Source organism: Pseudoalteromonas sp. TB25 (assembly GCF_000497995.1).
Classification (GTDB): domain Bacteria; phylum Pseudomonadota; class Gammaproteobacteria; order Enterobacterales; family Alteromonadaceae; genus Pseudoalteromonas; species Pseudoalteromonas distincta.
The window spans coordinates 1-873 of record NZ_AUTI01000155.1 but is presented as its reverse complement, the minus strand read 5'-3'; the positions used below and the strand labels follow the sequence as shown (position 1 = coordinate 873).

General features: G+C 40.9%; 2 pseudogenes. One reads left to right on the top strand and one right to left on the bottom strand.

Going from position 1 to position 873, the window contains the following annotated elements:
* A pseudogene (locus L652_RS0103385) lies at window positions 1-540 on the bottom strand (beta-ketoacyl synthase); the annotation flags it as partial.
* 127 nt (window positions 541-667) lie between these two features.
* On the opposite strand from L652_RS0103385, the pseudogene L652_RS0103380 reads away from it, so the two are divergent.
* Window positions 668-873, top strand: a pseudogene (locus tag L652_RS0103380) (AraC family transcriptional regulator); the annotation flags it as partial.

Below are 873 nucleotides of genomic sequence, written 5' to 3'. Positions count from 1 at the left end.
GCTGTTATACATAACTGATGGATCAAACCCAGTCGGAAATTGCCCAGCAGATTTAATTGGGTTATCGCGTGTTGAGTCATGCTTTACGTCTAAGTCGGCTGCAATAGTTACTTTAACTTTTTTGCCTTCAAGCTCTTCAACTTGCCAGCTAGCTGGAACAGGTGCAGGTAAGTCGCGAGCACGCGTTTCAAACACAATTGCATTCTCATCCGAGTTGCTTAGCGTCATTTTTTGCTGCCATGGGGTAGCGTCTGGATCAAAATGTTCGTTTTCGATTTTACGAATAAGCGTACCGGCAATTATTTGTTCACCAAAACGTGCTTCTATGTCGCTTTGCTCAACATTGTTACCTTGAGTGTCTTGTAGTTGATTATCAACAACACTAACTAAATTCATCAAGGTGGCGAGGCCTAAAAACGTTTCTTGACGATCTTGTGCACTTAAACTGTCTAACACAATACGGCGGTAACCTTGGTGAAAAGAAGTACGGCCAGCGGCATTAATGCCTCCCATGCCTACAATTACGGGTAATGCGGTCATAATTTACCTTTAAAAAACGTGTTATAAGAATATGACACTAGTTTAAATGGATTGCGCACCACACTTTGTGCTTTAATAGCCAAATATTAAGCATAAAAGGCCAACCCTAACTGGTCGGAGCATCTATATGACTGATAAACAGAGTAACCCCCCATTAAATATAGCTATTGCTGTTTACCAACACTTATTAATAACGAGTTTAACCCTCCCTATAGAGATGCTGAGAGCGGGCGAAGCCTTTGCAAAAGGCCATATTAATAAAAAAAATTTTAGGCCACTCGCTATTCATTTAGTTGCTAAAAACCTTGAACCAATAAGCAATCGTACCGGCTT